The organism is Mesorhizobium sp. M1329, from assembly GCF_040318035.1.
Classification (GTDB): Bacteria; Pseudomonadota; Alphaproteobacteria; order Rhizobiales; family Rhizobiaceae; genus Mesorhizobium.
In genome coordinates this window covers 36,535-61,958 of sequence record NZ_JAMYLN010000018.1, presented here as the reverse complement: position 1 = coordinate 61,958, position 25,424 = coordinate 36,535, and the positions used below count along the sequence as shown (strand labels likewise).

The 25,424-nt window shown below is 63.9% G+C and carries 18 protein-coding genes and 1 pseudogene; 10 read left to right on the top strand and 9 right to left on the bottom strand.

The genetic code is table 11. The features are described from left to right. Positions 1–11 precede the first annotated feature (11 nt). From fdhF to NKH21_RS19085, 3 genes are read left to right on the top strand one after another with little or no spacing between them, the layout of a single operon-like run. The gene (fdhF, locus tag NKH21_RS19095) at positions 12–2,924 is read left to right on the top strand and encodes a formate dehydrogenase subunit alpha (protein WP_352866862.1); all 2,913 of its coding nucleotides are present in this window, start codon (positions 12–14) and stop codon (positions 2,922–2,924) included. A gap of 3 nt (positions 2,925–2,927) precedes the next feature. Further along, positions 2,928–3,758, top strand: coding sequence for a formate dehydrogenase accessory sulfurtransferase FdhD (fdhD, locus tag NKH21_RS19090; RefSeq protein WP_352866860.1), 831 nt, complete (start codon positions 2,928–2,930; stop codon positions 3,756–3,758). Continuing rightward, complete coding sequence (locus tag NKH21_RS19085) at positions 3,748–4,053, top strand: formate dehydrogenase subunit delta (protein WP_352866857.1); 306 nt, start codon at positions 3,748–3,750, stop codon at positions 4,051–4,053. The genes fdhD and NKH21_RS19085 overlap by 11 nt, the downstream gene beginning before the upstream one ends. A 358-nt stretch (positions 4,054–4,411) precedes the next feature. Here NKH21_RS19085 and NKH21_RS19080 read toward each other — a convergent pair whose 3' ends face one another. Beyond that, positions 4,412–4,912, bottom strand: a complete 501-nt coding sequence (locus NKH21_RS19080) for an MmcB family DNA repair protein (RefSeq protein ID WP_352866950.1) — start codon at positions 4,910–4,912, stop codon at positions 4,412–4,414. 1,445 nt (positions 4,913–6,357) lie between these two features. After that, complete coding sequence (locus tag NKH21_RS19075) at positions 6,358–6,657, bottom strand: DUF1330 domain-containing protein (RefSeq protein WP_352665380.1); 300 nt, start codon at positions 6,655–6,657, stop codon at positions 6,358–6,360. Positions 6,658–6,811: 154 nt separating this feature from the next. Here NKH21_RS19075 and NKH21_RS19070 point away from each other — a divergent pair, with 154 nt between their 5' ends. Beyond that, entirely contained in the window at positions 6,812–7,138 is a 327-nt protein-coding gene (locus NKH21_RS19070) for a GYD domain-containing protein (protein ID WP_352476054.1), read from the top strand. 42 nt (positions 7,139–7,180) lie between these two features. Further along, positions 7,181–7,417 carry a hypothetical protein gene (locus NKH21_RS19065; protein ID WP_352866854.1) on the top strand — a complete coding sequence of 79 codons (237 nt, stop codon included), beginning with the start codon at positions 7,181–7,183 and terminating at the stop codon, positions 7,415–7,417. Positions 7,418–7,584: 167 nt separating this feature from the next. On the opposite strand, the pseudogene NKH21_RS19060 reads toward NKH21_RS19065, so the two are convergent. Further along, positions 7,585–7,659, bottom strand: a pseudogene (locus NKH21_RS19060) (Cu(I)-responsive transcriptional regulator); the annotation flags it as partial. Positions 7,660–7,881: 222 nt separating this feature from the next. Here NKH21_RS19060 and NKH21_RS19055 point away from each other — a divergent pair. Beyond that, the gene (locus NKH21_RS19055; protein ID WP_352866852.1) at positions 7,882–8,499 is read left to right on the top strand and encodes a L,D-transpeptidase; all 618 of its coding nucleotides are present in this window, start codon (positions 7,882–7,884) and stop codon (positions 8,497–8,499) included. Positions 8,500–8,609: 110 nt separating this feature from the next. Here NKH21_RS19055 and NKH21_RS19050 read toward each other — a convergent pair whose 3' ends face one another. The 5 genes from NKH21_RS19050 to NKH21_RS19030 all read right to left on the bottom strand — a co-directional run bounded on the left by NKH21_RS19050 (position 8,610) and on the right by NKH21_RS19030 (position 15,848). After that, positions 8,610–9,179, bottom strand: a complete 570-nt coding sequence (locus NKH21_RS19050) for a NifU family protein (RefSeq protein WP_023676386.1) — start codon at positions 9,177–9,179, stop codon at positions 8,610–8,612. Between the two features lie 278 nt (positions 9,180–9,457). Then, positions 9,458–9,949 (bottom strand): universal stress protein, encoded by a 492-nt coding sequence (locus NKH21_RS19045; protein WP_352469977.1) that lies wholly within the window; start codon positions 9,947–9,949, stop codon positions 9,458–9,460. Between the two features lie 89 nt (positions 9,950–10,038). After that, complete coding sequence (gene trpS / locus NKH21_RS19040) at positions 10,039–11,121, bottom strand: tryptophan--tRNA ligase (protein ID WP_352866850.1); 1,083 nt, start codon at positions 11,119–11,121, stop codon at positions 10,039–10,041. 283 nt (positions 11,122–11,404) lie between these two features. Next, entirely contained in the window at positions 11,405–13,003 is a 1,599-nt protein-coding gene (murJ, locus tag NKH21_RS19035) for a murein biosynthesis integral membrane protein MurJ (RefSeq protein WP_352866847.1), read from the bottom strand. Between the two features lie 46 nt (positions 13,004–13,049). Further along, the gene (locus NKH21_RS19030; protein WP_352866844.1) at positions 13,050–15,848 is read right to left on the bottom strand and encodes a [protein-PII] uridylyltransferase; all 2,799 of its coding nucleotides are present in this window, start codon (positions 15,846–15,848) and stop codon (positions 13,050–13,052) included. A gap of 226 nt (positions 15,849–16,074) precedes the next feature. Here NKH21_RS19030 and NKH21_RS19025 point away from each other — a divergent pair, with 226 nt between their 5' ends. The 3 genes from NKH21_RS19025 to NKH21_RS19015 all read left to right on the top strand — a co-directional run bounded on the left by NKH21_RS19025 (position 16,075) and on the right by NKH21_RS19015 (position 19,941). Continuing rightward, entirely contained in the window at positions 16,075–18,579 is a 2,505-nt protein-coding gene (locus tag NKH21_RS19025) for a heavy metal translocating P-type ATPase (protein ID WP_352866842.1), read from the top strand. A 43-nt stretch (positions 18,580–18,622) separates the two neighbouring features. Then, a complete protein-coding gene (gene copM / locus NKH21_RS19020; protein WP_352866840.1) occupies positions 18,623–19,009 on the top strand; it encodes a CopM family metallochaperone in 387 nt (128 codons plus the stop codon). Between the two features lie 86 nt (positions 19,010–19,095). Continuing rightward, positions 19,096–19,941 (top strand): aldo/keto reductase, encoded by an 846-nt coding sequence (locus NKH21_RS19015; RefSeq protein ID WP_352866838.1) that lies wholly within the window; start codon positions 19,096–19,098, stop codon positions 19,939–19,941. 227 nt (positions 19,942–20,168) lie between these two features. Here the strand turns inward: NKH21_RS19015 and mutS are convergent, their stop codons facing one another. Further along, on the bottom strand, positions 20,169–22,820 hold the full coding sequence (gene mutS / locus NKH21_RS19010) for a DNA mismatch repair protein MutS (protein ID WP_352866948.1): 2,652 nt from the start codon (positions 22,818–22,820) through the stop codon (positions 20,169–20,171). 203 nt (positions 22,821–23,023) lie between these two features. Here mutS and NKH21_RS19005 point away from each other — a divergent pair, with 203 nt between their 5' ends. After that, on the top strand, positions 23,024–25,303 hold the full coding sequence (locus tag NKH21_RS19005) for an NADP-dependent malic enzyme (protein ID WP_352866835.1): 2,280 nt from the start codon (positions 23,024–23,026) through the stop codon (positions 25,301–25,303). The last annotated feature ends 121 nt before the right edge of the window (positions 25,304–25,424 follow it).

Genomic DNA, 25,424 nt, shown 5'->3' with positions numbered 1-25,424 from the left:
AGCGGACAGGCATGAACGCGGCATTCGACATCAAATCGCTGGTCCAGGAAATCGACTACGGCACGCCCGCCTCCGACGCTGAACAGCAGGTGACGCTGACGGTCGACGGCAAGTCGGTGACGGTGCCGGCGGGTACCTCGATCATGCGCGCTTCGATGGAAGCGGGCGTTGAAATCCCGAAACTCTGCGCCACCGACATGCTGGACTCGTTCGGCTCCTGCCGGGTCTGCCTCGTCGAAATCGATGGGCGCGGCGGCACGCCGGCTTCGTGCACGACGCCGGTGGGCGAAGGCATGGTCGTGCATACGCAGAGCGACCGGCTGAACGCCATCCGCCGCGGCGTGATGGAACTCTATGTCTCCGACCACCCGGCGGCGTGGGGCGAGAAGGCCGGCACCGGCGCCAGCGAGTTCGACAAGGTCGCCAGGACGGTCGGCCTGACCGAGAACCGCTATGGCGTGGACGGCCGCAACCACGTCAAGCAGGAAAACGGCGTGGCGCCCGGCCATGGCTCGCTGACCATCGACTACATCGCCCGCGATGAATCGAACCCGTATTTCACCTACGATCCGGCGCAGTGCATCGTCTGCTCGCGCTGCGTGCGCGCTTGCGAAGAGGTCCAAGGCACGTTCGCGCTGACCATCGAGGGCCGCGGCTTCGAATCCAGGGTCTCGGCCGGAATGCACGAGGCGTTCGTCGATTCCGAATGCGTGTCGTGCGGGGCCTGCGTGCAGGCCTGCCCGACCGATGCGCTGAGGGAAAAGACAGTGCTGGCGAAAGGCCTGCCCGAGCGCTCGACCGTCACCACCTGCGCTTATTGCGGCGTCGGCTGCTCGTTCAAGGCCGAGGTCAAGGGCGACGAGGTCATCCGCATGATGCCCTACAAGGCAGGCAAGGCCAACCACGGCCACTCCTGCGTCAAAGGCCGCTTCGCCTATGGCTATGCGACGCACAAGGACCGGATCCTGAAGCCGATGATCCGCGAGCGGGTCAGCGATCCGTGGCGCGAAGTGTCGTGGGAAGAGGCGCTCACCCACACGGCGAACGAATTCCGCCGCATCCAATACCAGTACGGCCGCACCTCGATCGGCGGCATCACCTCGTCGCGCTGCACCAACGAGGAGACCTACCTCGTCCAGAAGCTGGTCCGGCAGGGCTTCCGCAACAACAATGTCGATACCTGCGCCCGCGTCTGCCATTCGCCGACCGGCTATGGCCTCGGCCAGACCTTCGGCACCTCCGCCGGCACGCAGGATTTCGATTCGATCGAGCAGACGGATGTCATCCTGCTGATCGGCGCCAATCCGACCGATGCGCATCCGGTGTTCGCATCGCGCATGAAAAAGCGCATGCGCCAGGGTGCCAAGCTGATCGTTCTCGATCCGCGCCGCACCGACATCGTGCGCTCGGCCCATGTCGAAGCACAGTTCCATCTGCCGCTGAAGCCGGGCACCAACGTCGCCATGCTGACAGCGCTTGCCCATGTCATCGTCACCGAAGGCCTGTTCGACGAGGCTTTCATCCGCGAGCGCTGCGACTGGGACGAGTTCCAGGATTGGGCATCGTTCGTGGCACTGCCGGAAAACAGCCCGGAGGTCGTCGGCCAGCTTGCCAATGTCGATCCCGACGACATACGCGGCGCGGCACGGCTCTACGCCCGCGGCGGCAACGGCGCGATCTATTACGGCCTCGGCGTGACCGAGCACAGCCAGGGCTCGACCACCGTCATCGCCATTGCCAATCTCGCCATGGCGACCGGCAATATCGGCCGGCCGGGCGTCGGCGTGAACCCGCTGCGCGGCCAGAACAATGTGCAGGGCTCCTGCGACATGGGCTCGTTCCCGCACGAGCTTCCCGGCTATCGCCACATTTCAGGCGACGCCGTGCGCGCCATCTATGAGAGCCTGTGGGGCGTCAAGCTCGACGACGAGCCCGGCCTGCGCATCCCCAATATGCTGGACGCAGCCGTCGACGGCTCGTTCAAGGGGCTCTATGTTCAGGGCGAGGACATCCTGCAGTCGGACCCCGACACCAAGCATGTCGCCGCGGGTCTCGCCGCGATGGAATGCGTGGTCGTGCACGACCTCTTCCTCAACGAGACGGCCAACTACGCGCATGTCTTCCTGCCTGGCTCGACCTTCCTCGAGAAGGACGGCACCTTCACCAATGCCGAGCGCCGCATCAACATGGTGCGCAAGGTGATGGAGCCGAAATGCGGCTATGCCGACTGGGAAGCGACGCAGCAGCTCGCCAAGGCGCTCGGCCTCGGCTGGAACTACACGCATCCGTCGCAGATCATGGACGAGATCGCCAAGACAACACCGAGCTTTGCCGGTGTTTCCTTCGACCTTCTCGACCGGGTGGGGTCGGTGCAGTGGCCCTGCAACGAGAAGTCGCCGGAAGGCACGCCGATCATGCATATTGGCGGCTTCGTGCGCGGCAAGGGCAAGTTCATCCGCACCGAATACGTCGCGACCGACGAGAGGACCGGGCCGCGCTTCCCGCTGCTGCTGACCACCGGCCGCATCCTGTCGCAATACAATGTCGGCGCGCAGACCCGGCGCACCGACAACGTCGTGTGGCACAGCGAGGACCGGCTGGAGATCCATCCGCACGATGCCGAAAATCGCGGCCTGCGCGATGGCGACTGGGTGCGGCTGACCAGCCGCTCCGGCGAGACGACGCTGCGCGCGCTGATCACCGAGCGGGTGTCGCCGGGCGTCGTCTATACGACCTTCCACCATCCTGACACCCAGGCCAACGTCATCACCACCGACTTCTCCGACTGGGCGACCAACTGCCCGGAATACAAAGTGACCGCGGTGCAGGTGGGTGCATCCAACGGCCCGTCGGAATGGCAGCGCGACTATGACGAGCAGGCAAAGCAAAGCCGCCGCATTGCGAAGTTGGAAGCGGCGGAGTAGTCCTTGACCGCGCGCCGCAAAGCCATTGCGCAGATCTCGCGCCTCGCGCGCCGCGCGGGCGGCACTGCGGCCGCCAACCGCATGGTGCCGGAAGAGACGCCGGTGGCGTTCTCCTTTGCCGGCACCACGCATGCGGTGATGATGGCAAGCCCGGCCGATTTCGAGGATTTCGCGCTCGGCTTCTCGCTGACCGAAGGCATCATTGCCTCGCCGGACGAAATCGAAGCGATCGAGGTCGAGGACCACGGCGCCGGCATCGATATCCAGATCAGGCTGAAGGACAGCGCCAACACCCGCTTCGAGGCGCGTCGCAGACGGCTGGCCGGCCCGGTCGGCTGCGGGTTGTGCGGTATCGAATCGATCGAGGAGGCGATGCGCTCGGTAAACCCGGTCGGTGCGTCGCAACTTACACTTCAGGCCGATGACATCGTCCGCTCGGTCAAGCTTTTGTCGAAGCTGCAGCCACTGCACGCCGAAACCGGTGCCGTCCACGCCGCCGGTTTTTACCTTCCCGGCAAGGGCATCGTCATGGCGCGCGAAGATGTCGGCCGCCATAACGCGTTGGACAAGCTGGCCGGCGCACTGGCCAGGACCGGTATCGACGGCAGGTCGGGGGCCATCGTCGTCACGTCGCGTGTTTCGGTCGAGATGGTGCAGAAGACCGCGGCGATCGGCTCGGCCGTCATCATCGCCGTCTCGGCGCCGACGGCACTTGCCATCCGCACCGCGGACGACGCCGGCATGACGCTGGTGGCGCTGGTGCGCGGCGACGATTTCGATATTTTCACCCATCCTGACCGCGTGGTTTCCGGAGTTGCCAAGCATGTCGCATGACGAAGGCCACCTCATGAGCACCAGCGAAAAGCTGGTTCGCATGGCCAACCAGATCGCCGCCTTTTTCCACTCCAAGCCGCGCGAGCAAGGCATTGCAGGCGTCGCCGAGCACATCAACAAGTTCTGGGAGCCGAGAATGCGCCGGCAATTGTTCCAGATGCTGGACAGCGGCGGCGAAGGGTTCAACGAGCTTGTCGTCGCGGCCGCGCCACACATCAAGCGGCCGGGCGCGCCGGAGGGCGCAGGTTTTAGCGTCGGCGGAGCGAACACCGAGACCGCCGCGTCACAGAAGTAGGCGCCGCGGGCCTACATTCACCCGCTCTAAAGTTTCATCTGCCGCAAGCCGCGCGCCTCTGCTATGATCCGGCGATAAGAAATCGTCGGGTCGGGCGGACAACTCGTGAGGCCGATCGAAACTCGATACGCCCTCAGTGGCGACGTGCGGATCGCCTATCAGGTGGTCGGCCAGGGATCGCTCGATCTCGTCCTCGTGCCGGGTTTCATTTCCAAATCTCGACCTGCACTGGGAAGACGAAGGCTACACCCGGCTGTTGGCGTTCCTTGCGGAACACCGCAGTCATACGTCATCTCTTATGCAAGGTGGCGGCAGCCGGGGCAGCGCAAGCCTCCATGACTACGGAGAGGGAAACCCCCTACTCGCTCTCACCCTCCAGCGCCGGCACCGACACCCCGGCAAGCTCCGCTGCCAGCAGCCGCGCAGCGCCGGTGCGCGCGATCCTTAGCATCAGCGCCTTGCGTGTCGCCGCCGCCATGCGGTGCTCGGGCGCATCGCGCAAAATCTCGGCACCATAGCCGTCGGAGAGAATGAAGCCGCACTCTTCCGGAAAGATCTCCTGGGGCACGCCCGGATGCGTGGCGAAGAAGAAGCGGTCGGAATGCAGCCGGTAGTCCGGCCATTTGCGGTCGACCCTGAAATCCTCGATCGAGGATTTGATCTCGATGATCCAGATGTCGCCCTGGCGGGTTAGCGCCACGAGATCGGCGCGGCGCCCGGTCGCCAGCGACAGTTCGGGCAAGACATGCGCGCCCATCTGCTTGAGCAGCCGCTGCACGCCACGCCTGACCAGCATGGCGCGCTCCGACTGGCGGCCATCGATGAGCGGGTTGAGGGGTAGAGGTGAGATGATCGGCATGGCCGCACCATGCCAGATTTTGTTCACGGTTTGAACCCGGTTTTTGCGGGCGATTGTATGGTTGACAAACCCAAGGTGCGGATTCGTTAAGGACGAGACAGGCCGGCACCGATTTGACTCGCTAATCCCTGACTAAAGCGTACTGAAGGAACGTCGCTGGCCAATTTGAACGGGCGCCTGGCGCTTGGAAGAGTCGATCACGCTTTCGCCCCACAAGGGAAAAGCAAATGTCACACGACACTTCAATCGACCCCAGGCAGCTTTCAATGCTCGCTACCGTGCTCAAAGGCTACTGCGACGAAGCTGGAATCCCCGAATGGCACCCCGCACGGCAACACTTCGGGCGGCGTCTCATGAGCCTGTTCCAATCCGGAGTAATTGAGCCTGACGCTCTGAAAGCCAAGATGAACGATGGCTATGAAGATTGGCTAGGCGAGATCGGCGCAACCGGTCCTTTCATACCGCCCAAACTATCGTCCGAAGACCGTCTCGTAGGCGACAATATCTTGCCCGGATCGGCTCGTAGAGGCAGACCAGCAGGCTGACGCTACCCACCCTTAGGGGTCCCTTAGGGGGGAAACGAAAACGCCGCTCGACCGGAAGGGAGCGGCGTTTACCAAGTGTGGTGTCCTACTCTAGACGAAACCCCGATTGGTCGGGGTCGTCGGATTCGCACCGACGTTTCCAGCTTGTTCGCTATCATTTTGTAGATAGTGATCGCCCATCGTCCTTACAAGCGCCATCGGCGCTACCCAGCCGTAGGGGAATGGCTAGGCGATTACCTGGCTGACAAACCTATCTGCAAAATACTGTGGAGCGGTCGCCACAAGGCCCGCTCTTCCACAAGGCGGGCCGCTCGCGTTATGAATGCGGTTCCTACTGGTGAGGGGAGCTATGTTTTCGCGAGGCGTCGCGGTTGATCTAATATTCACCGCTGCATGCCCGATAGTGGTCGCAGCGTAATCAAAAAGGTGGCGAAGCATGGTTACTGAGAATGCAAGTTTGACGGTCGAGCAGACTAGGCTCAATAGGATGCTCACGCGGGGCGTCGTATTTTCCGTCATTTGGCTCGCCGGTTTCGGGTCTTCTTATGCACTCTATCAGGGGCTTCTGGCGCGACGGATGATAAAAATGAATCCCGTACTTCGGGGAAATGGCCGCGCCTGGTGGTGCATCATTGTGGGAGGGCTTGGGGCCGCAGTCTTATGTGCGATAGTTGGCGCCGGCATTTTCAACGCCATGACACAACCCTAGGTCTGCCGATCCGGTGTGGGGCCATATTGATGTGTAGGTCCCGTTCAATGAGTGCTTCCGGCGTCATCCTCCCATCGTTGGCCGTCATTTTCCGCCCGAAAGTTTGAAGCTTGCTGATTCATATCCTGTTCTGTCGCCGGGCCGCCCCAGATATGGCAACTCAGATTTGCCATTGTCATCGACCCAGCCCTCTAGCTAACCGGAATCATGCCCTCCAGAGCAATGATCCTCGTCTTTGCGCAGCGTTCGCGGATGACTTTGAGGCGGCCGTATTCCGGAGAGTCGTACCATGCCAGGAGGGACGCCATATCAGGGAATTCGACAATGACGAGGCGATGAGGTTCCCAATCGCCTTCCAGAACTTTGGTGGCTCCGCCGCGAGCGATGTACCTGCCCCCGTAGCGGGCTTCGGTTGCCGGCACGTCACGGCGGTATTCCTCGAAAACGGCGGCGTCGGTGATGTCGACATCGGCAATGAGATATGCGGCCATTGACTTTACTCCCCTTGGGAAAGGCAATTGAAACAGGTCTATTAGCGGTCCCGCAACTAAGCCACCGGTACTACGCCTCGGAAACGGACTCGCGTTCTCCCGGATTGGGGCGCTTAACTGTCTTGGTGGGGGCAGCTCTGGGAGGAGACGAACCATGCCGATGTATCTCACGCGATTCAGCTACAGGCCCGAAACCTGGGCGCGCTTGATGGATAATCCCGAGGATAGACGCGAGGCTGCCCGTTCTTACATCGAGTCGGTCGGCGGCAAGCTGCACGGGTTCTGGTATGCCTTCGGAGAGTACGATGGCTGGAACCTGTGGGAGGCGCCGGACAATGTATCCATGGCATCCGTCATGCTCGCCATCGGTGCGGGAGGCGCGCTCAGCTCGTACGAGACCACCGTCCTGTTAAGTGTCGAAGAGACGATGGAGGCGCTGGGGAAAGCCAAGTCGATCCGGTATCGCCCACCGGGATCGTGACCGCCGCCCGCGCTTTGCGGAGTGTCGAAGGCTGGGCAACGCTTGCTCTGGAACGGCGCACGTTCCTACACCTTTGCGCAAAAAATGTCCGCTGCACCCTCTTGGCAGCGCCGGCAGCTTGCGCTTTCAATGTCGGCCACGGGTTACAGCATGACGGAAGATGACGACCGGAAATCGGCGACGCCGGAGGAAATCCGCTCGGCCATCAAAGGATGGGCGGTGCTTGGGGCAATCATCGTTGCCGTGTTTGGTGCCGCCTACGTCATGATCGATAGTTGAATGGCCGACGCTCCTGGTCGCCCCGATGGACTGCCTGAAAAGATCGGCACGGTCCTTGGTGCATTGGTTGGTGATCGGCACGTTCGGGCTTCTGGCCTGGATCGTACTTCGCGGCGTCCTTTATTAGACCCGGCCCGTCAGGATTATCTCCTGCAGCGGCCGCGTCTCAGGCCGATCTCCTCGAAGGGGCGGATGGTCTTGGCCGGCAGGCCAGAGCGCCGGGCAGCGCCACCGACGTTCACGGCGATTTCCTCGTCTCCGGCTCTTGTTCTTGGCCCATTGATTTTGCAGCATAATCCTGCGGGGGCTGTTGCCGAAATGCCATAGTCGCAGGTTTACCAGCACGCAAGCCCAAGGATATAGGCATCGCCCGCTTGGCAAGCAAAGCAAATGCCAGCATGAATGAAGATGAAAAAAGCGGCCGACTCGAGCCGCTGTTGTTTGGGCAGGCATCGGACCTTTTCATGCGCATGAAGTCACTTGCAATCGTCGCGGCCCTGGCGCTGTCGACGGCTGTCGCCGGTTGCAGCACCATCGGCTCGCAGATCTTCACCAACAATTACGGCGCGGTGACCGACGCCGGCTATCACCTGCCGCGCGTTCCGATCGAAAAGGTGCCGTTCAAATACCGCCGGCAGATCGTCGATTACGACACCAAGGAAAAGCCGGGCACCATCATCGTCGATACGCAGAACAAGTTCCTCTATTTCGTCATGGGCGACGGCGAAGCGATGCGCTACGGCATCGGCGTCGGCCGTGAGGGTTTCGAATGGCGCGGCACCGCCCATATCGCGCTGAAGCGCGAATGGCCGACCTGGACGCCGCCTTCGCAGATGATCAGGCGCCAGCCGGAGCTGGCCAAGTTCGCCGGCGGCATGGAGCCGGGATTGAAGAACCCGCTCGGCGCGCGCGCCATGTACCTGTTCAACAAGGGCGGCGACATGGGCTACCGCCTGCATGGCAGCCCGGAATGGAATTCGATCGGCAAGGCGATGTCGTCGGGCTGCATCCGGCTGATGAACCAGGACATTATCGACCTCTACGACCGCACCTCGGTCGGCGCCAAGGTCATTGTGATATAGAACCCTTATACGCGGACCGTCTAGGCAACAACACAGACGTCGCAAACAGAAAACCGGGCACTTTGGCCCGGTTTTTTGTTGTCTATCGATGTTGACGAAGAAACGGCGCGTCAGGAGACCTGTTCGACATGCTGCACTTCCGGCACAAAGTGTCGGAGCAGGTTCTGGATACCGTGCTTCAGCGTCGCGGTCGACGACGGGCAGCCGGCGCAGGCGCCCTTCATGTGCAGGAACACTGTGCCGTTCTCGAAACCGCGGAAAGTGATGTCGCCGCCGTCCTGGGCCACCGCCGGGCGCACCCGCGTATCGAGCAACTCCTTGATGGTGACGACCAGCTCCTCGTCGGCCTTGTCGTAGAATTCGCCGGTCTGGCTGGTCTCGGCGGCGGGGCCGGCTTTGGCCATCACCGGGGCACCGGACATGAAATGCTCCATGATGGCGCCGAGGATAGCCGGCTTCAGATGCTGCCAGTCGGGGCCGTCCTTGGTCACGGTGATGAAATCGTAGCCGAAGAAGACGCCGGTGACGCCGGGGATCTCGAACAGCCGGCCGGCCAGCGGCGAAGCCGTCGCGGCACTGTCGGCATCGCGGAAATCGGCGGTGCCTTCTTGCAGCACTTCCTTGCCGGGCAGGAATTTCAGCGTCGCCGGGTTTGGCGTCGACTCGGTCTGGATGAACATGGCCGTCTCCGTGCCCGTTTCGGGCAGCTAGTTTGGAATAATTCTAATTAGGCTTTATCCGCCCGACATTCAAGCGAAAGGCATCGCGGGAACGGCTGGCGGGCGGAATGTTTTGCTAACTCGCTGAAACGATTGGAGATGTGTTGAGATTCAGGTCAGGCCGAGTCGAAAATGGTGGGTTCCGAGAACCGGAGCGGAGCGTACTTTTGGGTACGTGAGCACCGGAAGCGGAGGAAGCCGCCATTTGCAGGCCGGCCTCACCTGAATATCAGCGCATCTCAGGCGAGGCTGTCGATCTCCTCGTCCGACAGGTTCTGCGGCACCACCGTGACCGGGATGGGAAAGGCGGCGCCCTTGCCGGCGACCGCGCCGACCAGCGGCCCGGGTCCTTCCTTGCCGGCGCCTGCCGCCAGCACCAGGATGGCGATGTCCTGGTCTTCCTCGATCAGCTTGTGGATCTCTTCGGTCGGCTTGCCCTCGCGAACCACCAGCTCCGGCTCGATGCCGAGCTTCTGGCGCACCTTGTTGGCGTAGCTGTCCAGTGCGGCGCGCGCCGTGGCGTTCGCCTCCTCGCGCATGATCTTCTCGACGCCCAGCCAGTGCTGGAAATCATCCGGCTCGATGACATAGAGCAGCACCAGCACGCCGCCCGTGCTTTGCGCCCGCTTCGAGGCGTAGGCGACGGCGCGCTCGCATTCGGGCGTGTCGTCGATGATCGCCAGGAACTTGCGGCGATGACCGGCTTCGCGGCTGAGGCGTTTGGAGACCATATTCACCCTGTTCGATGGTTTCGGTCGCAATCTGCCACCGCCACAGCCCGCCCGCAAGCGACCGGCGGCTGTGGCGATATTGGTGCAGCTCAGCCCTGCAGCAGACCGATAATGTCGCGCACGGTCTTCATCGTCGCTTCGGCCAATGCGCCGGCACGCTCGCCGCCATCCCGCAGCACCGCGTCGACATAGGCGCGGTCGCCGGAGATGCGGCGCATCTCGCCGGCGATCGGCGCCAGCTTTTCCACCGCAAGGTCGGCCAGTGCCGGCTTGAACACCGAAAACTGCTGGCCGCCATATTCCGTCAGCACCGCCTCTTTCGATATTTCGGCGAGGCCGGCATAGATGCCGACGAGGTTTTCCGCTTCCGGCCGGCCGGCAAGCCCGTCCAGTTCGCCGGGCAAAGCCTCCGGATCGGTCTTGGCCTTGCGGATCTTCTTCGAAATGGCATCGGCATCGTCGGTCAGATTGATGCGCGACAGGTCCGACGGGTCGGACTTCGACATCTTCTTCGAACCGTCGCGCAGCGACATGATGCGCGCCGCTGGGCCGCCGATGACCGGCTCGGTCAGCGGGAAATAGCCGTTCACCGTCTCCTCGCCGACCTGCATCTCGACGCCGACGCCAAGCGATGCGATGCGGTCCGAAAAGTCGTTGTTGAATTTCTGCGCAATGTCGCGGGTCAGTTCCAGATGCTGCTTCTGGTCGTCGCCGACCGGCACATGGGTGGCGCGGTAGACGAGGATGTCGGCGGCCATCAGGGAGGGATAGGCGAGCAGGCCGAGCGAGGCGTTCTCGCGGTCCTTGCCGGCCTTGTCCTTGAACTGCGTCATGCGGTTCATCCAGCCGATGCGCGCCACGCAGTTGAAGATCCAGGCAAGCTCGGCGTGCTGCATCACCCGTGACTGGTTGAAGACGATGTGCTTGGTCGGATCGATGCCCGAGGCGAGAAACGCCGCGGTGATCGAACGCGTCTGGTCCTGAAGATCCTCATGGACGAGCTGTGCGGTCAGCGAATGCAGGTCGACGACGCAATAGATGCAGTCGGAGGTGTCCTGCAGGGCGACGAATTTCTTGATGGCGCCGAGATAGTTGCCGAGATGCAGATTGCCGGTTGGCTGAACGCCGGAAAAGACGAGCGGCTTGAAGGGGGACTGGTTGAGGTCGGTCATGGTGTTTCCCTGGCTTGTGGAGGGCCGTTTCGCGCGCGGCGAAAGTCTTGCGACGGCGCGCTTATGGACGAGAGCGAGGAGACGATCAAGAGGGGCGTTGGCCAGGGCGCGCAGGGCTTTGGCCTTGGCCGAACAGAAGGCTGTTTGAGGGGATGGCGCCGACCAGAAACAAAAACCCGCCTCGGCGGGCGGGTCGCTGGAGCCAATTAGCACCATACCGAAATTAGTAGCATAGCTGCCGGCACAAAGCAAGAACAAAATTGGCGCTGACGAATTTTCCGCCTCATGAATCCGGAGATTGCTCCTTGACCGGCTGGGATCCCTTCCGGCCGATATTGCGGCGGATCATGCCGAAATCTGCGCCGCCGATGGCGAAGGCGGTGACGAAGTAGAGCAGCGCCCCGCCGGCGACGAGCGCAAGCAGGGTTACCGCCTTGATCACCAGAGGCGAGCCGGAAGCCAGCCTTGCGGCGAACCAGTGTTCGGCAAAATAGAGCGCCGCCGCCATCACCGCCGCCGACAGCACCAGCCGCGGGATGCGTTTCATGAGCGGCACGTCGCGGCCCCAATGGCCGCGCCGGATCAGCACGGCGAGCAGCATCGCCGCATTGACCCAGCCGGCGACGGCGGAGGCAACGGCAATGCCGGGCGCGCCCATCGTCGGAAACAGCGTCAGTGCCGTCGTAATGTTAATCGCCACCGAGATGGCGGCGAAAATCATCGGCGTGCGCGTGTCCTCGCGGGCGAAATAACCAGGGGTGAACGCCTTGATCAGCACGAAGGCCGGCAGGCCGAGGCCGAAGATCGCCAGGATTGCCGCGACCGTCGGCGTCGAATTGTTGGCGGCAAAGGCGCCGCGCTCATAGACCAGCCGCACGATCGGCTCGGACATGACCAGCAGTGCGGCGGCCGCCGGCAAGGTCATGAACAAAGTGAACTCGACCGAGCGGTTCTGCAGATTGGCGGCCTCGACCAGATTGCCCGATTTCAGCGCCCGCGACAGTTCCGGCAGAAGCACGATGGCGACGGCGACGCCGACGACGCCCAACGGCAGCTGGTAGACGCGGTCGGCATAGGCCAGCGACGACACCGCGCTGTCCTGCGCCGACGCGATCGCCGTACCGATCAGCTGGTTGATCTGGGTGATGCCGCCGGTGATCGCCGCCGGCAGCGCCAGGATCAGCAGCCGCTTGACGTTCGGCGTCATCTTCGGCCGCCGGAAGCCTATCGAAATGCCGGCATGGCGCACCGCCGCCCACACGATCGCCAGCTGCACCAGGCCGGCCGCCAGCACGCCCCAGGCCAGACCGAAACCGACGGTGCGGGCATCCGAACCCTTGTACCAGGCATAGGCAAGCACGGCGATGAGGATGACGTTGAGGAACACCGGCGCCACCGCGGCAGCGAAATAGCGGCGCAGCGAATTCAGCATGCCGGCCATCATGGCGCTGAGCGACATGCAGATCAGGTAGGGGAACATGACGGTCGCCAGTGCCACCGTCGTCTCGAATTTTCCCGGCGTGTCGGCAAAGCCCGGCGCCACCAGGTAGCGCACGATCAGCGGCATCGCCAGTTCCATGGCGATGGTCAGCGCCAGAAGCGCCGTGAACAGGACGCCGAACACCTCTTCGGAAAAGCGCTTGGCGCCGTCGGTGCCGTGCGTCTCGATCTCCTTGGCGAACAGCGGCACGAAGGCGGCATTGAAGGCGCCTTCGGCGAACAGCCGGCGAAAGGTGTTGGGGAACTGGAAGGCGGCGTTGAAGGCGTCGGCGATCGGCCCGGTGCCGAGTGCGGCAGCCATCAGCATCTCGCGGCCGAAACCGAGGGCGCGGCTCATCAGCGTGCCGGAAGCGACCGTGGCGAATTTCTTGACAAGGCTCATGCGCTTGAAGACTGCCTGTGCGATTGGGGCAAATGGAAGGTAACAGTCACTCGGCGGCCGTTTTGGTCTTGCCGCGCTCGGACGCCGTGCCATCGAGCACCGCGATCAGCCTGTTGCGGATAGTCGCGGTGCGCGACGGGCTGTCGATCTTCTGGCCGGTGAGATCGGTGACGTAGAATGTGTCGATGACCTTTTCGCCGAAGGTGGTGATGTGGGCCGAGGCGATGTCGAGCGACAGGTCCGACAACATGCCGGTGATCTCCGACAGAAGGCCCGGCCTGTCCAGCCCCTCGACCTCGATCACCGAGAAACGGTTCGACAGCGTGTTGCGGATCTCGGCGCGTGGCGGGATACGGAAAACCTTGGCGCCGCGCCGTGGCTTGGTGCGCTTCTCGATCATTTCGGGCAGCCAGCTCTTGCCCGACAGCACATCCTCGATCAGTCGGCCGACACGCTCGGCGCGGCGGCGCTCGTCCTCGTCGCGGTCGAACTCCCTCGAGATCAGGATGGTGTCGAGCGCCCGACCATCCGAGGTGGTGAAGATCTGCGCGTCGACGATGTTGCCGCCGGCCGCCGCACAGGCGCCGGCAATCACCGAAAGCAGGCGCGGATGGTCCTGCGCCAGCACGGTGATCTCGGTCACCGCCTCGAACTGGTGGGTTTTCACCATTGTGGCGAGCTTCTTGCCGGCGTGATCGGCCTCGCGGATGAATTCGGCATGGCGCACCTGGTCGGGAAGATCGACCGCCAGCAGATAATTCTCGTAGTGCTGGCCGACATAACGCTTGCGGGCCTTTTCCGGCCAGTCGGCAAGCGCCTCGGCCAGTTGCTCGCGCGCCGCCGCCGTCCGCTTGGCGCGCGACACCTCCGAAAACCCGCCGGTCAACAAAAGCTCGGTCTCGTAGTAGAGCGTGCGCAGCAGCTGGCCTTTCCAGCCGTTCCAGACCCCAGGCCCGACACCGCGGATATCGCAGACGGTAAGCACAAGCAGCATCTTCAGCCGCTCCACCGACTGCACAATGGCGGCAAAATCCTCGATCGTCTTGCGGTCGTTGAGATCGCGGGTCTGTGCCGTCATCGACATGACGAGGTGGTTCTCGACCAGCCAGGCGACCGTTTCGGTGTCAGCCGGCGAGAGCCCCATATGCGGGCAGATGCGCCGGGCGATCCTGGCGCCGGCTTGCGAATGGTCTTCCGGCCTGCCCTTGGCGATGTCGTGCAGCAGCACGGCGACATAGAGCGCCTCGCGGCTCTTCTTCAGCCCCGGCATCAGCGAGTGGGAAAGCGGATGGACCTTTTCGCCGTCGCCGCGTTCGATCTCGGCCAGCACGCCGATGCAGCGGATCAGGTGCTCGTCCACCGTGTAGTGGTGGTACATCGAGAACTGCATCATGGCGACGATCTTGCCGAAATCCGGGATCAGCTTGGCCAGCAGTCCGGCCTCGTTCATGCGCCGCAAATTGAGCTCGGCGTTGCGGTCCGAGGTCAAGATATCGAGGAACAGCCGGTTGGCCTCTTCGTCGCGCCTGAGCGCCTTGCCGACGAGGCCGAGCGAGCGGGTCAGAAGCTTCAGCGCATCGGGGTGGAATTCCAGGCCGTGCTTGTCGGCGAACCAGAACAGCCTGAGGAGATTGACTGGGTCGCGTTCGAACACCTCGTCATCGGCAATGTTGATGCGGTGGTTGTCGACGATGAAATCGGCCGTGCCGGCGAGCTTGCGCTTGCGTCGCGAAAAGGTGAGAAAGATGCGGTTGAAGCCCGGCACATGCTTGGCCTGCTCCTCCTCGAGCGCGGCGCAGAAAATGCGGGTCAGGTCACCGACGTCCTTGGCGACGAGGAAGTAGTGCTTCATGAAGCGTTCGACCGCCGACAGGCCGGGATGGGTGGTGTAGCCGAGCCGCTCGGCGATATCGCGCTGGATGTCGAAATGCAGCCGCTCCTCGGCCTTGCCGGTGAGGAAATGCATGTGGCAGCGCACCGCCCACAGGAAGTCCTCGGCCTTCTGGAATTCCCGGTATTCGGCGTCGGTAAAGACGCCCTTGTCGATCAGTTCCTCGCCGGTGCGCACCCGGTAGAAATATTTGGCGATCCAGAACAGCGTCTGCAGGTCGCGCAGGCCGCCTTTGCCGTCCTTGACGTTGGGCTCGACCAGGTAGCGGCTCTCGCCGGCCTTGGCGTGACGCTCGTCGCGTTCGGCGAGCTTGGCCTGGACATATTCGGGCCCGGTGGTGCGCACCACCTCGTGGTCGAAGCGCTGCAGAAGCTCGTCATAGAGCTTTTGCTCGCCCCAAAGGAAGCGCGCCTCCAGGATCGAGGTGCGGATGGTGATGTCGGTGCGCGACAGCCTGAGGCATTCGTCGATGTTGCGGGTGGCGTGGCCGACCTTCAGGCCGAGGTCCCACAGCATGTAGAGCATATATTCGACGATCTGCTCGCCCCATGGCGTCTGCTTGTAGGGCAGCAGGAACAGCAGGTCGATGTCGGACCCCGGCGCCAGCGTGCCGCGGCCATAGCCACCGACGGCGACGACCGCCATGCGCTCGGCCGATGACGGGTTTTTGACTCGATAGACATGGGTGGCAGCGAAATCGTAGAGCGCGCGGATGATCTCATCCATCAGATGCGACAGCCGGGCGGCGCAGGCGGTGCCGCTGCCGTCGTCCATCAGCATGCGTTCGGCGATCGCGCGGCCGTCGGCGAGCCGGCTTTTGAGCAGCTTGAGAACGCCGCTGCGCGCGGCCTTGCCCGAACCATCGCCTGCCGTGGCCGCGGTCAGTTCGGTCATCTCGCGGCGCAAGGCTTCGCCGTCGATTAGTTCCTCGAGCTTCAGGGATATTCTTGCCATGAATGCCGTTCGGCCTCGCCGTTTCGGCGGCGTCTATAGCGCGTTTTCGCGGCGCTGGGTATGGGGCGGACGGACGCGTTCTCCACGGCCGCCGACAGGACGATCATCTCGCGCCCGCGGTCGGTTCGGCTAGGGCTTAGGCGCGAAAAATAGAAAACAGCCCTTGACCTTCCAGTTACTGGAAGCACTACCTCCGCCCCAACATCGAAATACAGGGGCTTTCGGCATGACGCATTCCGATCACCATCATCACGCCCATGGCAATTGCTGCTCGGCAAAGGGCGCCTCCTCTGCTGCAGACGCCGTCGTCCGCGATCCGGTCTGCGGCATGACCGTCGATCCGGCCGCCGGCAAGCCGACGGCCGAGCATGGCGGCCATCGCTATCATTTCTGCAGTGAAAGCTGCCGTTCGAAATTCGTCGCCGAACCCCAGAAATATCTGACCGCAACCGATCCCGTCTGCGGCATGAGCGTCGACCGCGCCACGGCCAGGCACTTCTTGCGGCACGAGGGCCAAGGCTTCTATTTCTGCTCCGCCGGTTGCCAGGCGAAGTTCGAGGCCGAGCCGGCAAAATATCTCGGCGACAGGCCGGCGCCGCAGGCGATGCCGAAAGGCACGCAATACACCTGCCCGATGCATCCCGAAATCATCCGCGACAAGCCCGGCTCCTGCCCGATCTGCGGCATGGCACTGGAGCCGATGGGGGTGCCGACCGGCGACGAGGGACCGAACCCCGAACTGGTCGACTTCACCAGGCGCTTCTGGGTGAGCGCGGTGCTGTCCGTCCCATTGCTGGTCATCGCCATGGCGCCGATGCTCGGCCTGACGTTCCAGGCCTTCATCGACGACCGTGCGAAGGTCTGGCTGGAACTGGCGCTGGCCAGCCCCGTGGTGCTGTGGGCGGCATTCCCGTTCTTCCACCGCGGCTGGGATTCGATCCGCAATCGCAGCCCCAACATGTGGACGCTGATTTCGCTCGGCGTCGGTGCCGCCTATCTCTACAGCGTCGTCGCCACACTGTTTCCAGGCCTCTTTCCACACCAGTTCCGCGGCCATGACGGCACCGTGCCGGTCTATTTCGAGGCGGCGGCGGTAATCGTCGCGCTGGTGTTCCTCGGCCAGGTGCTGGAATTGCGCGCCCGCGAGAAAACCGGCTCGGCGATCCGTGCGCTGCTCGACCTGGCGCCGAAGACGGCGCGGCTGATCGGCTCGGACGGTTCCGAAAACGACGTGCCGCTCGAAACCGTCAAGGCCGGTGACCGCTTGCGCGTCCGGCCTGGCGATGCCGTGCCGGTCGACGGCATTGTGCTCGAAGGGCGTTCTTCCATCGACGAATCGATGATCACGGGCGAGCCGCTGCCGGTCGAAAAGACCGAAGGCGACAACCTCACCGGCGGCACGCTCAACAAGAACGGCTCGCTGATCATGCGCGCCGAAAAGATCGGCGCCGAGACGACGCTGGCGCGCATCGTCGAGCTGGTCGCCAAGGCGCAGCGTTCGCGCGCGCCGATCCAGGGGCTGGCCGACCGCGTCTCGTTCTACTTCGTCCCGGCCGTCGTGCTGGTTGCCATCATTGCGTTTATCGCCTGGGCGATCGTCGGACCGGAACCCAGCCTGGTCTTTGCCATCGTCTCGGCGGTCTCGGTGCTGATTATCGCCTGTCCGTGTGCGCTCGGCCTTGCGACGCCAATGTCGATCATGACCGCCACCGGGCGCGGCGCGCATGCCGGCGTGCTGATCAAGGAAGCGGCGGCGCTTGAGCGCTTTGCCTCGGTCGACACGCTGATCGTCGACAAGACGGGAACGCTGACCGAAGGCCGGCCGCGGCTGACCGACGTCATTGCCGTCGAAGGCATGGCACAGGACGAGCTGCTGGCGCTCGCCGCCGGTCTGGAAAAAGGCTCCGAGCATCCGCTGGCCGAGGCGATCGTCGAAGGCGCCCGCGAACGCGGCGTCAAAGTCCCGGACGCGAGCGGTTTCGAGGCGGTTACCGGCAAGGGGGTTTCCGGCACGGTTTCCGGACAGAAGGTGGCGCTCGGCAATGCCGCGATGATAGCCGATCTCGGCATCGATACGGCTTCGGTCCTGGCCAGCGCCGAGGCGCTGCAGGCCGACGGCAAGACCGTGATGTTCGCCGCTGTCGCAGGCAAGCTCGCCGGTCTCGTTGCCGTTGCCGACCCGATCAAGGCGACCACCGCCGAGGCGATCAAGGCGCTGCATGACAGTGGGCTGAAGATCGTCATGGCGACCGGTGATAACGAGCGCACCGCCAAGGCCATCGCAGCCAAGCTCGGCATCGACGCGGTGCGTGCAGGGCTCTTGCCCGAACAGAAGAACGCGCTGGTCGAGGAGTTGCGCGCCAGCGGTGCCGGCGTCGCCATGGCCGGCGATGGAGTCAACGATGCGCCCGCACTTGCCGCCGCCGATGTCGGCATCGCCATGGGCACAGGCGCCGATGTTGCGGTCGAAAGTGCGGGAATTACGCTGGTCAAGGGCGATCTCAACGGCATCGTCAGGGCCCGAATGCTGGCCCGCGCGACGATCCGCAACATCCGCCAGAACCTGTTTTTCGCTTTCCTCTACAATGTGCTTGGCGTGCCGGTAGCTGCCGGCGTGCTTTATCCGCTCACCGGCACGCTGTTGTCGCCGATGATCGCGGCAGCGGCGATGAGCCTGTCTTCGGTTTCGGTGATAGCCAACGCATTGCGGCTCAGGACGTTGAAACTCTGAGTAAAACTTCCAGATAGACCCTGTTCGAAAAAGGAGACAATGAATGACCTTGGCCAAGAAGATCGTGCTTTTGATGATGGCGGCGGGAATGCTGCTTGCTGTTTTCCTCGAAAGCGTTCCGGCACAAGCCGAGGAGATGAAGCACGACATGGGCGCAATGGGCGCGCAGAGCCCCTCGACCGAGGGCTACAAGGCGGCGATGGACAAGATGCATACCGACATGATGGCGATCGAATATTCCGGCAATGCCGATGTCGATTTCGCCCGCGGCATGATCCCGCATCACCAGGCGGCCATCGACATGGCCAAGATCGAGCTCGCCAATGGCAAGGATCCGGAAATGCGCAAGCTGGCCGAAGCGGTGATTGCCGCGCAGCAAGCCGAGATCAAGCAGATGCAGGATTGGCTCGCCGCCCATCCGGTGAAGTAGGCGTCACGCTATCAGAGCGAATCCGGGGAAGAGGCTTCACCTGGATTCGCTTTGGCGGCTATGATGTCGCCTAACTGGAGCATGCCATGCCATCGACGATACGAACGACCACCCTGCCGTGCGGCGAAGCCGTGCCGGTGCTCGGCCAGGGCACCTGGAAGATGGGCGAAGACCGCCGCCGCCGTGGCGACGAGGCCAATGCCCTGAAACTCGGGCTGGATCTCGGCATGACGCTGATCGACACCGCCGAAATGTATGCCAGCGGCGGCGCCGAGGAGGTGGTGGCGGAGGCCATCGCCGGGCGCCGCGACGAGGTTTTCCTGGTCTCCAAAGTGCTGCCGTCCAATGCCTCGCGCACCGGCGTGAAACGGGCCTGCGAGAACAGCCTGAGGCATCTCGCCACCGACCGCATCGATCTTTATCTGCTGCATTGGCCGGGCAGCGTGCCTTTGATGGAAACGGTAGAGGCATTCGAAGCGTTGAAGGCAGCCGGCAAGATCCGCCACTGGGGCGTCAGCAATTTCGATACCGGCGAGATGGAGGAGCTGGTCCGGTTGCCGGCCGGCGGCAATGTCCAGACCAACCAGGTGCTCTACAATCTGTCGCAGCGCGGCGTCGAGTTCGACCTCGCCCCGTGGAGCCGGCAACGCGGCATGCCGCTGATGGCCTATTCGCCGGTCGATCAGGGGGTATTGGCGCGCAACGCCAGGTTAGATGCCATCGCCGATCGCCACGGTGCGACGCCGGCGCAGATCGCGCTGGCCTGGGTGATGGCACAGGACGGGGTGATCGCCATTCCCAAAGCTAGCCGCCCGGAGCATATCCGGCAGAATGTCGCGGCGTTGGACATCGAGCTCACGAGCGGAGATTTCGCCGAAATTGACCGCGCCTTCCAACCGCCGAGGCGGAAGCGTGGTTTGGCGATGATTTGAGGGGGAGGACCAGAAACTGAGGTTGCGTTCCTTCACACCCCCCTCTGTCCTGCCGGACATCTCCCCCGCAAGGGGGGAGATTGGCAGCTTGATCGACAGCACGTCTTCTTCGGCGTTGGAAGCTAGCGAAGGCAGTCATGACATCCGATCTCCCCCCTTGCGGGGGAGATGTCCGGCAGGACAGAGGGGGGTGTGAAGCAACGCCATCAGACGAACAATAGCCGAGACTACTTCCCAGCCATCCCCCTCAGCCGGTACAGCGCCTCCAGCGCCTCGCGTGGCGTCATCTCGTCGGGATTGATCTCCGCTAGCGCCGCGCCCAGCCCATCACTCTTCGCCGGCTTCGACGCTTCCCGCTGCGCCGCCACGGAAAACAGCGGCAGGTCGTCGACCAGGCGGTTGGCCTTGCCCGAAACCTCGCCGGCTTCGAGCTGGTGCAGCACTTCCTTGGCCCGGCCGACGACGGCTTCCGGCAGGCCGGCCAGCCGCGCCACCTGGACGCCGTAGGAACGGTCGGCGGCACCCTTGCCGACCTCGTGCAGGAAGACCACGTCGCCTTCCCATTCCTTGACCCGCATGGTGACGTTGGAGAGCCGCGGCAGTTTTCCGGCGAGCGCCGTCATCTCGTGGAAATGCGTGGCGAAGATCGCCCGGCAGCGGTTTTTCTCGTGCAAATATTCGACCGCCGCCCAGGCGATCGACAGGCCGTCGAAGGTGGCGGTGCCGCGGCCGATCTCGTCGAGGATGACCAGTGCGCGTTCGCCGGCCTGGTTGAGGATCGCCGCCGTCTCGACCATCTCGACCATGAAGGTCGAGCGACCGCGCGCCAGGTCGTCGGAGGCGCCGACCCGCGAAAACAGCCGGTCGACGACGCCGATATGGGCTGATGCCGCCGGCACGAAGGAGCCGGTCTGGGCAAGGATGGCAATCAGCGCGTTTTGCCTGAGGAAGGTGGATTTGCCGCCCATATTGGGACCGGTCAGCAGCCAGATCGCGCCGGCCTTAGCATCGCCTTGCGGCGACAGATCGCAATCATTGGCGACGAACGGGCCTTCGCCGGAACGCCGCAGCGCCTGTTCGACCACCGGATGGCGTCCACCGGCAATCTCGAAGGCAAGGCTGGCATCGACCAGGGGGCGGCACCAGGCCTCGCTTTCGGAAAGCAGGGCAAGTGCGGCCGAAACGTCGAGCACGGCGAGCGCTTCGGCGCCGGCGCGGATCCTGTCGGCCTGGCCGACGACTTCGGCCGTCAGCGCCTCGAAGGCGGCAAGCTCGATCGCCAGCGCCCGGTCGGCGGCGTTGGCGATCTTGGTTTCCAGTTCTGCGAGTTCCGTGGTGGTGAAGCGCATGGCGTTGGCCATCGTCTGGCGATGGATGAAGCGCGCCTTGGCGCCGTCGCTGCCGGTCATCAGCGCATGGTGATTGGCGGTGACTTCGATATAGTAGCCGAGCACATTGTTGTGCCTGATCTTCAGCGAGCGAATGCCGGTCTCGTCGATCAGCGAGCGTTCCAGCCCGGCGATGACCTTTCGCGACTCGTCACGCAACGCCCGCATCTCGTCGAGTTCGGCGTGGTAGCCGGAACGGACGAAGCCGCCGTCGCGCTTGAGCAACGGCAGCTCGTCGCCGAGCGCCTGTGCCAGATGCGTCGCCAGCTCACCGGGCAGTGCCTTGATAGCTCCCAACGCCGCGGTCAGTTCGCCCGGCAAGGCGGTTTGCCCGAACAGTTCGGCGATGGCGCCGGCCGCTTCGAAACCGGCGCGCAGCGCGCCGAGGTCGCGCGGGCCGCCGCGGTTGAGCGCCAGCCTGGACAGCGCGCGCGGCATGTCGGCGACGCTCTTCAGGCTTGCCCGCACCGCCTGGCAGAGGCGCGTCTCGGAGCGGAAGAACGACACCGAGTCCAGCCTTGCTGCGATTGCCGCCGGGTCGGTCAGCGGCGCCATCAGCCGGTCGGCGAGCAGCCTTGCGCCGCCACCGGTCACCGTGCGGTCGATCGCCTTGAACAGCGACCCGTCGCGGCTGCCGGACAGCGTGCGCAGCAGCTCCAGATTGGCGCGCGTCGCCGGGTCGATGAACAGGGTCGAACCCTGCTCCTCGCGCTGCGGCCGCGACAGCGGCGGCCGCTCGGCTTTCTGCGTCTTCTCGACATAGGCGATGACGCCTGAGATCGCCGACAGCTCGGCGCGCGAAAATGTGCCGAAACTGTCAGGCGTCGCCACCTCGAAGAAGCGGGCGATACGGCCGGCAGCGGATGCCGAATCGAACAGCGACGGCGGCTGCGGGCTGGCGACGCGGCCGAGCACGTCAAATACCGGTTTCAGCTCCGGGTCGTAAAACACCGGCTCGGCGACGATAAGCTCGCGCGGGTCGACACGGAAGAGATCGGCGAGCAGCCGGTCGGCGGTGGTTTCGGCGACGCGGAAGACACCGGTCGAGATCTCGATCCAGGCCAAGGCGAAAGCGTGATCACTGCTGCCGCCCTTGACCCGTCCCAGCGCCATCAGAAAACTCGATTCCGACGGCGCCAGCAGTTTGTCCTCGGTGATGGTGCCTGGCGTCACCAGCCGGACGACGTCGCGGCGCACCACCGATTTGCCGCCGCGCTTCTTCGCCTCGGCCGGATCCTCGATCTGCTCGCAGACGGCGACGCGGAACCCCTGGCCGATCAGCTTCTGCAGATAATCGTCGGCGGCATGCACCGGCACGCCGCACATCGGGATGTCGAGCCCCTGGTGCTTGCCGCGCTTGGTGAGCACGATGCCGAGTGCCCGGCTCGCCTTCTCGGCATCGTCGAAGAACAGCTCGTAGAAATCGCCCATGCGGTAGAACAGCAGCGAATCCGGGTTCGCTGCCTTGATCTCGATATACTGCTCCATCATCGGCGTCGCCGGCGCGACGGCCGGCGTGGCGTTGTCGCTTCGAATGGGCGTCTCGTCGTTCAAGAAGCTGCTTCCAAAATTTTGCAAGCCATGCTTGGCGGTTTACAGCGGCGAAGTGTAGCCTTAATCCCGAACCTTCCACAAAAGAAAGCATGCGCACCTATCGCAAGCGGTGCCGTACGGGCGAGGAAACCAAAAGTACCATGGCCAAGAAAACCGAAAGCAACGGGCCCTCCGTCAGCGCCCAGGAGGCGTTGGAATTCCATGCCATGGGGCGTCCGGGCAAGCTGGAGATCGTCGCCACAAAACCAATGGCGACCCAGCGCGATCTCAGCCTTGCCTATTCGCCGGGCGTCGCCGTTCCGGTTCTCGCCATCGCCGAGGACCCGAGCCGCGCCTTCGACTACACGGTTCGCGGCAACATGGTCGCCGTCATCTCCAACGGCACCGCCATCCTCGGCCTCGGCAATCTCGGCGCGCTGGCCTCGAAGCCGGTGATGGAAGGCAAGGCGGTGCTGTTCAAGCGCTTCGCCGATGTCGATTCCATCGACCTCGAGGTCGACACCGAGGATGCCGACGAATTCATCAACTGCGTGCGCTTCCTTGGGCCCTCGTTCGGCGGCATCAACCTCGAGGACATCAAGGCGCCGGAATGCTTCATCATCGAGCAGCGGCTGCGCGAGCTGATGGACATACCGGTCTTCCATGACGACCAGCACGGCACCGCCATCATTTCGGCCGCCGGCCTGATCAATGCGCTGGAGGTCACCGGCCGCGACATGAAGACCACCAAGATGGTCTGCAACGGCGCGGGTGCTGCCGGCATCGCCTGCATCGAATTGATGAAGGCGATGGGCTTTGCGCCAGAAAATATCATCCTGTGCGACACAAAGGGCGTGGTCTTCCAGGGCCGCACCGAAGGCATGAACCAGTGGAAATCGGCGCACGCCGTGAAAACCGGCGCGCGTTCGCTGGCCGAGGCGCTGGACGGCGCCGACGTGTTCCTCGGCCTCTCGGCCAAGGGCACGCTGACCACCAAGATGGTGCAGTCGATGGCCAAGAACCCGATCATCTTCGCCATGGCCAATCCCGACCCCGAAATCACGCCGGAAGAAGTCGCCGAGATCCGCACCGACGCCATCATGGCGACCGGACGGTCCGACTATCCCAACCAGGTCAACAACGTGCTTGGCTTCCCCTACATTTTCCGCGGCGCGCTCGACGTGCGGGCGACCACCATCAACGACGACATGAAGATCGCCGCCGCCCGGGCGCTGGCGGAACTGGCGCGCCAGGACGTGCCCGACGACGTCGCCGCCGCCTACCAGGGAAACCGGCCGAAATTCGGCCCCAACTACATTATCCCGGTGCCGTTCGATCCGCGGCTGATATCGGCGATCCCGATCGCGGTCGCCAAGGCGGCGATGGACTCCGGCGTCGCCCGCAAGCCGATCCTCGATCTCGACCGCTACGCGCAGGAGCTTTCCGCCCGCCGCGACCCGATCGCCTCGACGCTGCAGCGCATCTACGACCGCGTCCGCCGCCAGCCCAAGCGCATCGTCTTTGCCGAGGGCGAGGAGGAGCAGGTGATGCGCGCCGCCGTCTCTTATGTGAACCAGCGGCTCGGCACCGCCATCCTGCTCGGCCGCGACGACATCATCAAGGAAAACGCCAGGAACGCCGGCATCGACCTCGGCAAGCAAGGCCTCGAGATCATCAATGCGCGGCTGTCGCGGCGCAACTCCGTCTACACCGACTATCTCTACGAGCGCATGCAGCGCAAAGGCTTCCTGTTCCGCGACTGCCAGCGGCTGATCAACAACGACCGCAACCATTTCGCCGCCTGCATGGTGGCGCTGGGCGATGCCGACGGCATCGTCACCGGCGTTACCCGCAACTATTCGACGGCGCTCGACGACATCCGCCGCGTCATCGACGCAAGGCCCGGCCACTGCGTCATCGGCGTGTCGATCGTGCTGGCGCGGGGTCGCACCGTGCTTGTCGCCGACACCGCCGTGCACGATATGCCTAATGCTGTCGAGATCGCCGACATAGCCGAGGAGGCCGCCGGCTTCGCCCGCCGCATGGGCTACGAGCCGAGGCTTGCCATGCTCGCCTATTCGACCTTCGGCCATCCGCAGGGCGAGCGCTCCGAGCGCGTCCAGGAAGCGGTGCGCATCCTCGACAAGCGCCGCGTCGATTTCGAATATGACGGCGAGATGGCCGCCGACGTGGCGCTCAACGCCCGCGCCATGGCGCAGTACCCGTTCATCAGGCTGACCGGCCCGGCTAACGTGCTGGTCATGCCGGCTTTCCACTCGGCCTCGATCTCGACCAAGATGCTGCAGGAGCTCGGCGGCTCGACCGTCATTGGCCCGCTGCTGGTCGGCCTGAACAAGCCGGTTCAGATCGTCTCGCTGAACGCCAAGGATTCGGACATAGTCAATATGGCAGCGATTGCGGCGTATAGCGCGGGGGCTTGAGCGGCGGGGCAGCAGCAGCGCCTCTCCCTTCTCCCCTTGTGGGAGAAGGTGGCCTCGCGAAGCGAGGTCGGATGAGGGGTGTTCCCGCTTGGCGCGGCAGCGCTCCGCGCTGCGCGCCGAT